Below are 6,556 nucleotides of genomic sequence, written 5' to 3' on the forward strand. Positions count from 1 at the left end.
GCCAGCGGTGGAGTTGACTCTCAGAGAACGCCAGGCGCTGATGCTGATCGCGGAGGGGCTCACCAACCGTCAGATCGGTGAGCGCCTTGGCCTCGCCGAGAAGACCGTCAAGAACTATGTCTCCGGGCTCCTCGCCAAGCTCGGGATGCAACGCCGCACCCAAGCTGCCGTGTTTGCGACAGAAGAGTGGGAAGGTCGCGCCCGGCCGTGATCAGGCGTCAGCCGGCTCGGCCGGCTGGTCCCGCGCATCACAGATCCGAGGTTCCGGCCTCACCACTTTCGCCGGGGGACCTTCGGCCCTGCCCGGCGAGCACGCGAACGGAAACGATGGGAGGAGGGGGAGCCACATCGCTGCTGAAGGAGCACCATGAACGACTCGATCTTCGCCGTCCTGCCCACCCTGCAGGTTGGTCCCGCTGACCTCGCACTTCCGCCGACCCAGCCCATCGACATCACCGCTCTGATGCTCGAGGAGAAGGAATCGTGACAGCGAACAGCTCACCCAGCCCGGGGCCGATGATCGCGATCGTCTACGAATCGCTGTTCGGCAACACTCGTCTCATCGCAGAGACAATCGCGGACGGCATCCGCGAACAACACATGCCCGTGACCGTCGTGCCGGTCGCGAAAGCAGCCGCGCTCCCAGAATGCGATGTCCTCGTGGTGGGAGCTCCCACCCACGCACACTCGTTGAGCAGCCCGGCATCACGCACTGAAGCCGAACGATGGGCGCTCAATCCCTCGAGGCACCTGGCGCTGGAGAGCGGGAGTCTGACCACAGGAGTCCGAGAGTGGATCGAGCTACCGCCCGCCGCACGACACGGCTACGTGGCCTTCGATACTCGTGTCGACATGCCCCGCATCTTCACCGGCGCTGCGTCATCCGCGATCGGTAGGCGGTTGAAGAAGCACGGGCTACGCGAGGTGCTCCCGGCGGAGAGCTTCCTCGTGGATAAGGACAGTCATCTCCTCCCGGACGAGCATGACCGCGCACTGCGCTGGGGTCGTGAGATCGCGGCGACAACGCGGGCGCTGACAGGCCCCTCGACGCGCGTGCACACGTGAACGCCACGAATACGCGTCACGCGCGGACGACATCAGGCGCTACCCTGGCCTTCCTCGGCGGCGCCGATACCGTGACCGGGTCACGCTACCTCGTCACCGACTCCACCTCACGGGTTCTGGTCGATTGCGGTCTGTTCCAAGGCTTCAAGGTGCTGCGCCAGCGCAACCGTGCTCCGTTCCCGGTTCCACCGAGCTCGATCGACGCAGTCGTTCTCACCCATGCTCATCTCGATCACTCCGGGTATCTTCCGGCGCTCGTGCGCGATGGGTACCGCGGACACATCTACGCGAGCGAGGGCACCTCGGCTCTCTGCCGGATCATGCTCCTGGACAGCGCGCACCTGCTGGAGGAGGAGGCGCGTCACGCCGCACGGCATGGATGGTCCAGGCATGAAAAGCCGCGACCGCTCTATACGGTCGATGACGCAAAGGTGGCACTCGAGCGATTCGTCGCCGTACCCGAAGGGGGAGCGGTGCCGGTGGCGGGTTCGATGACCGCGAGACTTCTCGGTGCCGGCCACATCCTCGGGGCAAGCAGCGTCTACCTCGACGTCGACGCACGGCGGGTGTGCTTCACCGGCGACCTCGGCCGCTCGGACGACCCCCTCATGCGCGCCCCTCACGCGTTCGAAGGAGCAGACGTCCTCGTCACCGAGTCGACCTATGGAGATCGCCGACACGCCAAGGTCGATCCCGAAGAGCAGCTGCGTGACATCGTGAATCGCACCGTCCATCGTGGGGGAGTGGTGCTGATCCCGGCGTTCGCCGTGGGGCGGACGGAGACAGTACTTCTGCACCTGTCGCGGCTTCGGGAACGCGGGGCGATCCCCGACGTGCCTATCTATGTCAACAGCCCCATGGCGGTCAGCGTCGCCGACGTCTATCGCAACCGTCCTGACTCTCCGGATCTTTGGCAACGATGTGCCGATCCGGGCCGAGGTCGCGATGATCGATGCGATGTCAGCTCATGCGGATGCCGACGAGCTCATCGCATGGATGAAGGGTGCTCCGCATCCGCCCCAGGCCGTATACGTCACCCGGCGAACCTTCCGCAGCGGACACTCTCAGACTCCGAATCGAACGGGAGATGGGGTGGCCGGCTCAGGTGCCCGATCAAGAGCAGCAGGTTCAGATCACGGAGCACCATGCAGCTGCGCACGCGATGTCGGCCTGATACGTGAGATCAGCAGCTTCGTCGACGCTGCGGCGAAGGACCTTCGACCCGACAAGTGCGCCTGCACAGCGAAAGACTTCGAGCGTACCCACCCGTCAAGGAGGAATGATGCGAGCAGCAGTTGTCTCAGAGTTCGGTTCACCGGCGCACGTTGACGAGCGTCCGATCCCACAGCCTGGTGCCGGCCAGGTCCTGGTCCGCTTGGAAACGTGCGGACTCTGTCACACCGACATCCATGCGATGCGCGGAGATTGGCCTGTGAAGCCGAACCTGCCTCTGGTCCCGGGCCACGAAGGTGTGGGGATCATCGAGCAGATCGGCGACGGGGTGACCGGCCGTACTGTCGGGCAGCGGGTGGCGATGCCCTGGCTCGGCCACGCGTGCGGGGAATGCCGATACTGCGTCAGCGGCCGAGAGAACCTCTGCGAGCATCAGTACAACAACGGCTACGCCGTCGACGGAGGGTTCAGCGAGTACATGCTTGCCGACGCCCGCTTCGCCACCCCCGTTCCTGACGGTGTCAGCGCCCTCGACGCCGCACCTCTCACCTGTGCCGGAGTCACCACCTATGCGGCGATCAAGAACGCACGCGTCATCCCCGGAGAGACAGTCGCCATCTTCGGTGTCGGTGGACTCGGACACCTCGCGGTCCAGTACGCACGCCTGGTCGGTGCGAAAGTCATTGCAGTGGATGTCACCACTGAGAAGCTCGACTTGGCCACTGAGCTTGGAGCGGATCATGTCGTCAACGCGCGCGACACGGATCCAGTTCAGGCGATCCGGGCTCTCGGCGGAGCGGACGTCGTCGTGGTCCTCGCCGTCGCGCCCGCAGTCTTCGATCAGGCCTTCACTTCTCTGAATCGCGGAGGCAGACTCGTTCTTGTCTCGTTGCCAGCCGGAGGGGAGCTGACCGTGCCGGTCTTCGACACCGTCCTGAAGGGGATCAACATCATCGGCTCCATCGTCGGCACGAGACAGGACCTCGCCGAGGTCTTCGCCCTGCATGCTGCAGGGCGAACTCGGGTGGTCACTGAGACCCGCGAACTTCAGAGCGTGAACTCCTCTGTCGAAGAGGTGCTCGCCGGCACGGTTCCCGCTCGTCTTGTGTTTCAGTACCACACCGCGGACGTCGTACCGGTCAGAGAACCCGCTGCTGTAGGTCGCTGAGAGATTGCGGGCTGAAGTCGCTCCGTCCGTGCCAGCCCTTCGCTGTGTCGGCATCCGAGAAAGTGAAGCTGATTCATGACGACCGGGACGCCGATAGTCCGGGTGACTGTTCCTGTCACCCGTGATGTGCCAGACCTTGAAGTGAGATTGGGCTGCTCTGGGCGCGACACCGTGACTTGAGTCCCATCGAAGACAACCGAGCTCTCCGCCTGGGCGACGCCACCTGATAGAACTTGCACCGACTGCGTCGAGCACCCTAATACACCAGCCGCGCGGGAAGCTTAGGTGCCCCCACCGCGCCGCGACCAACGAGGCTCTTCGCGCCCTCCGCATGGCCGACGATGTCGAACCCGGTTCGTGCCATACAAAGATCGATGAGCGACGGACGGTTGCTACTCGTACGAACCGCGTGGGGGACTCCCCGGAGACCTGCGGCGTTGTCCAGGACGGCGGTCATCCACGCTGCATCGTCCGGCGCGAACGGTACGAATGTGGCGTCGAGGTAGTGCGCCCATTCCCATACGTTCTCGCCATCCGGATCACCGAGGTAGCCACGGCCTGTGGGGCGCTCGACCGGCAGCATCCGAAGATCGGCGCACGCGGTCTCCGCGTCGGGAAACAGATCCACCCAGCTCGCGATTCCGATGCGCGCGGCGGTGGGGTCTGTGCGTGTGCCGGGATAGGCGCGAACAGCCTTCTGGATGTCCTGCTTCACCTTTCTCAGTACCTCGCGCGGCGCCTGCGACGCCGTCTCGCGTCGAGGTGCAACCACGAACAGAACGCACAACCCAGTGTGTGCGAGAGAGCGTCGGTGCATCCAAGCCGGGTCATTTACGAGGAGGATGTCACCGACGTCAATGTCAGTTGGCTTGTCTGCCAGCAATCGGACAAGGTTACCATTCTGGAATTCTGCGTAAACCACGACGCCATTGTCGGATACTCGCTTCACGCGCGCGAGTGCACCGCCAAACACCGTATCGGCCGCCCACAGGTCTCCAGGATTCCCCATAGTCCGAAACTAGCGGCTGCCGCCGACCTTGTTGCATCATCGGACCGGGTCGATGACTGACTGGCCTGCCGAGTCGAGCATGAAGGCAATCTACGTAGACAGCTGATGCTCGAGCACCGGAGATAGAGACATTCGCTCCCTTGCGCGACGAGTAGACTCAGCCACGGGTCAGCTAGGCAAGGGCGCGCGCCATCTGGTCCAGCGCTGCCTCGCCGGGAACATACCTGCGAGTGCGTCAGTCTTCGTGGTGCTCTCGAGTCGGCGGGGTACGAAGTGCGCACAGCGCATTCATCGATCAAGCGCTTTGAAAGACACCGCCCGTCGGGGTGTCATCCATTGGACGTACGTCATGCTGACTACTTCGGGTGACAGGTCTTGGTCGGCCCTAGATAACTCAAAGATGTGACGCCCGCAAACGAATCCTTCGCATCCCGCGGTGTCCCGTTGTGTCCCGGAAAAGCCAGCGCTGTGACTCGAACGACGAATGAGGGCAGAATGAAGCCCGGTTGCCCGCATTCGGCATGGGTTTAGCGTGCCGAAAACACAAAAAAACCCGCGATCTCTCGCGGGTTTCGTTGTGGACCTGGGGGGACTCGAACCCCCGACCCCCTGCATGCCATGCAGGTGCGCTACCAGCTGCGCCACAGGCCCAGAATCGCTTCCGAACTGCTCGAAGCAACTTGAACAGAGTACTACACGGATCGCGCGCAACACCAATCGGGCCGAGGCTCCCGGGCGCGTCGTCACGCGGAACAACGGAGCATGCGCCTGCGTTGTCACCACCGTGAGCATTCTCGACAGCGTGGTGATCGGCGCAGGTCAAGCCGGTCTGTCGTCGTCATACCATCTGACACGCCTCGGCATCTCTCACGTCGTGCTCGATTCCGACGCCGAGCCCGGGGGTGCATGGCGCCACCGCTGGGATGCGCTGACGATGCGCGATGTGCACGGCGTGGCCGAGCTGCCCGGGGATTCGCCCCCTCCGCGCGACGGTCAGCGCGCGAATATGGCCGTCCCGGCATACTTCGCCGCCTACGAACAGGGCAACGATCTGCCCGTCATCCGGCCGGTGCGCGTCGACCGCGTCGATGACGAGGGCGGGATCCTCGTGGTGCACTCGGGGGAGCAGCGATGGCGCACCCGCACACTCGTCAATGCGACGGGGACATGGACCCATCCGTTCCTCCCTCACTATCCGGGCATGGAGACGTTCGTCGGCGAGCAGCTGCACACGGTCGACTACCCGGGGCCGGAGCACTTCGTCGGCAGACGCGTGCTCGTCGTCGGTGGCGGGGCGTCGGCCGTGCAGTTCCTCGGAGCCCTCGCCCCGATCACACACGCTCTGTGGGTCACTCGTCGCGAACCCGTCTGGCGCACCGATGACTTCACTCCCGAGGCAGGGGCTGCAGCGGTCGCACTCGTCGAACAGAGGGTCGCACAGGGTCTGCCGCCGCAGAGCGTGGTGAGTGTGACGGGACTCATGCTGCGGCCGCAGGAGCGCGCGGCCGAACGCCTGGGCGCCTACGCCGCGCGCAGACCCATGTTCGAGCGGATCGAGCCCGACGGTGTGCGGTGGGCCGACGGCTCGTTCGAGCGCGTCGACGTGATCCTGTGGGCGACGGGGTTCCGCCCAGCCATCTCGCATCTCGCTCCGCTGCATCTTCGAAGCGCCTCCGGAGGCATCCGGCTGGATCGGAACGGGCGCGGCACGACCGCAGTGGAGGACCCGCGAATCCAGCTCGTCGGCTACGGTCCCTCCGCGAGCACGATCGGCGCGAATCGTGCAGGGCGTTCGGCTGCGAGGGGTGTGCAGCGCGCACTGTCGACGGCCTCCGTCCCTACCGGATAGTTCCGAGGCGAAGGCCCGGCTCGGTGCCGTGCTGCGGTGACATGCCGTCGCTACGCTGGGGGCATGATCCGTCTGCTGCTCCTGGTCGTCTGGCTGCTGCTGTCGGCCTGGCTCGTGATCTGGACGGGCGAGGGACTCTTCGGCATAGACCAGCGCCGCTCGATTCTGCCCTTCTCCGGAGAGGACACTCTGGGCGCTCCGATCCTCATCGGCGTCGCGTGGGGACTCATCCTCACGTTCGGGGGCGCGATCTCGGGTCTCGGCCGTCGCCGGAGAGTGCGCGGTCAGGCCG

The 6,556-nt window shown here is 64.9% G+C and carries 7 protein-coding genes, 1 tRNA gene and 1 pseudogene; 7 read left to right on the forward strand and 2 right to left on the reverse strand.

The features are described from left to right. From J7E68_RS16320 to J7E68_RS16335, 5 genes and pseudogenes are all read left to right on the forward strand, one after another. On the forward strand, positions 1-211 hold a 211-nt coding region (locus J7E68_RS16320), incomplete at its 5' end, for a LuxR C-terminal-related transcriptional regulator (RefSeq protein ID WP_251049081.1). Positions 212-483: 272 nt separating this feature from the next. Further along, entirely contained in the window at positions 484-1,065 is a 582-nt protein-coding gene (locus J7E68_RS16325) for a flavodoxin domain-containing protein (protein ID WP_311417206.1), read from the forward strand. A 71-nt stretch (positions 1,066-1,136) separates the two neighbouring features. After that, positions 1,137-1,709 (forward strand): annotated as a pseudogene (locus J7E68_RS20345) (MBL fold metallo-hydrolase); the annotation flags it as partial. Between the two features lie 313 nt (positions 1,710-2,022). Next, the gene (locus tag J7E68_RS20350) at positions 2,023-2,394 is read left to right on the forward strand and encodes a hypothetical protein (RefSeq protein ID WP_311417209.1); all 372 of its coding nucleotides are present in this window, start codon (positions 2,023-2,025) and stop codon (positions 2,392-2,394) included. Beyond that, positions 2,348-3,406, forward strand: coding sequence for a zinc-dependent alcohol dehydrogenase (locus J7E68_RS16335; protein WP_215174368.1), 1,059 nt, complete (start codon positions 2,348-2,350; stop codon positions 3,404-3,406). The genes J7E68_RS20350 and J7E68_RS16335 overlap by 47 nt, the downstream gene beginning before the upstream one ends. A 256-nt stretch (positions 3,407-3,662) precedes the next feature. On the opposite strand, the gene J7E68_RS16340 is transcribed toward J7E68_RS16335, so the two are convergent. Together J7E68_RS16340 and J7E68_RS16345 are read right to left on the reverse strand one after the other, a co-directional pair. After that, on the reverse strand, positions 3,663-4,415 hold the full coding sequence (locus J7E68_RS16340) for a hypothetical protein (protein ID WP_215174370.1): 753 nt from the start codon (positions 4,413-4,415) through the stop codon (positions 3,663-3,665). Between the two features lie 578 nt (positions 4,416-4,993). Further along, positions 4,994-5,066 (reverse strand) — tRNA-Ala (locus tag J7E68_RS16345). A gap of 133 nt (positions 5,067-5,199) precedes the next feature. On the opposite strand from J7E68_RS16345, the gene J7E68_RS16350 reads away from it, so the two are divergent. Continuing rightward, complete coding sequence (locus J7E68_RS16350; RefSeq protein ID WP_215174372.1) at positions 5,200-6,264, forward strand: NAD(P)-binding domain-containing protein; 1,065 nt, start codon at positions 5,200-5,202, stop codon at positions 6,262-6,264. A gap of 63 nt (positions 6,265-6,327) precedes the next feature. Beyond that, on the forward strand, positions 6,328-6,556 hold a 229-nt coding region (locus J7E68_RS16355), incomplete at its 3' end, for a hypothetical protein (protein WP_215174374.1).

Source organism: Microbacterium sp. ISL-103, assembly GCF_018613995.1.
GTDB lineage: Bacteria > Actinomycetota > Actinomycetes > Actinomycetales > Microbacteriaceae > Microbacterium.

Coding starts and splice junctions, on each gene's coding strand:
- J7E68_RS16340 (WP_215174370.1), bottom strand. CDS start 4,415: ATGGGGAATCCTGGAGACCTGTGGGCGGCCGATACGGTGTTTGGCGGT.
- J7E68_RS16335 (WP_215174368.1), top strand. CDS start 2,348: ATGCGAGCAGCAGTTGTCTCAGAGTTCGGTTCACCGGCGCACGTTGAC.
- J7E68_RS20350 (WP_311417209.1), top strand. CDS start 2,023: ATGTCAGCTCATGCGGATGCCGACGAGCTCATCGCATGGATGAAGGGT.